Here is a 1,477-nt window from a genome sequence, read left to right on the forward strand (position 1 = left end):
AACCACCGGTTTGGTCGTCGCACTTATCGCCCGGCTTTTTAGTATTCAACAGAGAGCAGAGCTTAGTCACCTCATTGTAAGTAGAGCCAGCAGGGCAAGTATCGCCAGTTCGGGTATAAAGAGCAGCCTCGTAAGGGGAGCCATGATTATCATAAACGCAGTAACCGCCGAAATAGGTTTTTTGGCTAGCGCCGCTGTAAGTCAAAGGATCACCAAAGAGAACCCATCTCTGCGGACAAACTGATGAAGGGTCGGGACCGGAAACATCCCCGAAGTGGTAGACGAAGGTTGCAGCAAAACTTTGTGAAGCAAAAAGTAAGCAGCCGAATAGGGCTGCGGCTTTAATGCGAGATAGTAAGCCCACGGCTGCATACTCTAGAAGTTATAAAGATTGCGGGTCAATAACGGCATGCCTCATGCTTCGGCATTGCCTTATATTGTCCCTTTCTGAATAAAAAACGCCCCGGTAATTAGCCAGGGCGTTACTGCGTCGCAAATAAGCGTTCAGCCCTGTTAGAACGCCGAACGAATGTATTTGAAGGTTTTGATGATGACGATCACACCCAGCACAGCGGTGCCGATGAGGGCAGCAGCTGGTCCAGCTTCGGTGATAGACGCGACCACTGGAGCCACGTCGAACGCTGCTTGCGAGGCGCCTGCAGCAGTAAGCAGCGCAGTGGCGGCGGCGATTTTACCAGTGTTGCCGATGATTGCTTGTTTCATGGGTATTGCTCCTGTGTTGGCTGAATGCCAGTTATGTTGTTACTGTTCTATTGCTTTTTTTAACAGCGAGAAAACTAGGATGATGCAGATCAAACCTGCAATTGCACCAAACACCTCGTCGTACTGCTCTTTTGTCATCCCCAAGCTATCAGCTTGAAGAACTGAACTTGATATTTCCTCGTAAACGCAATCGCTTGGAGTGGCACCGCCCGGAGCAAATCCGCTTTTGCAAACTACAATCCAGACTTTATCAGGGAGCGCCATACGATTAAGCTGCCGAGACTTTTGGTTGTTGAGTCATACGGCGCCCTTGGCGCGGATCGACAGTAAGTGCAAAATTCTTGGCGCGCTCATCTGGAATCAAATCGCACTCATACATTCCGGGCTGCGGAACTTGCTGTTGGGTTTCAGCGAAGAACATATTCTTAGTAGGGTACGGAGCAGGAGGAACGAAGACATAAGCTTCGAACATGCAGAATGGTTTGCCGGAGGCAGTAGAAGTGCCGGAACGAGTGATGCCGGTAACTTGGACTCGAACGACTGTTTTTTCGTCAGACATGGTTAGTACCTTCTATTCAATGAATGCTTAGGCTTGTGCCCGATTGTTAAATGCTCTTCTGAGCAGGTTTTAGTAACCCATCCATTCAGCAACGGAAGAGGTTCCTGATTCTTCAAACTCTTTAGTCCAAATTTTTTCAGGCTTTATGCCCTGCTCTTTTCGCTCATCAATAACTTTGATGGTTGCCGCAACTGA

The 1,477-nt window shown here is 48.7% G+C and carries 4 protein-coding genes; all 4 read right to left on the reverse strand.

From position 1 onward, the window contains the following. The coding region (locus AAEZ05_RS27650; RefSeq protein ID WP_350649716.1) for a hypothetical protein at window positions 1-364 on the reverse strand (364 nt) is incomplete at its 3' end. Window positions 365-513: 149 nt separating this feature from the next. Then, entirely contained in the window at window positions 514-723 is a 210-nt protein-coding gene (locus tag AAEZ05_RS27655; RefSeq protein WP_350649718.1) for a major capsid protein, read from the reverse strand. A 39-nt stretch (window positions 724-762) separates the two neighbouring features. Then, the gene (locus AAEZ05_RS27660; RefSeq protein WP_350649720.1) at window positions 763-987 is read right to left on the reverse strand and encodes a hypothetical protein; all 225 of its coding nucleotides are present in this window, start codon (window positions 985-987) and stop codon (window positions 763-765) included. A gap of 4 nt (window positions 988-991) precedes the next feature. Beyond that, the gene (locus AAEZ05_RS27665; RefSeq protein ID WP_205892621.1) at window positions 992-1,282 is read right to left on the reverse strand and encodes a propanediol utilization protein; all 291 of its coding nucleotides are present in this window, start codon (window positions 1,280-1,282) and stop codon (window positions 992-994) included. Window positions 1,283-1,477: the final 195 nt, after the last annotated feature.

It is taken from the genome of Pseudomonas sp. HY13-MNA-CIBAN-0226, assembly GCF_040310305.1.
In the GTDB taxonomy this organism is placed as follows: domain Bacteria; phylum Pseudomonadota; class Gammaproteobacteria; order Pseudomonadales; family Pseudomonadaceae; genus Aquipseudomonas; species Aquipseudomonas gregormendelii.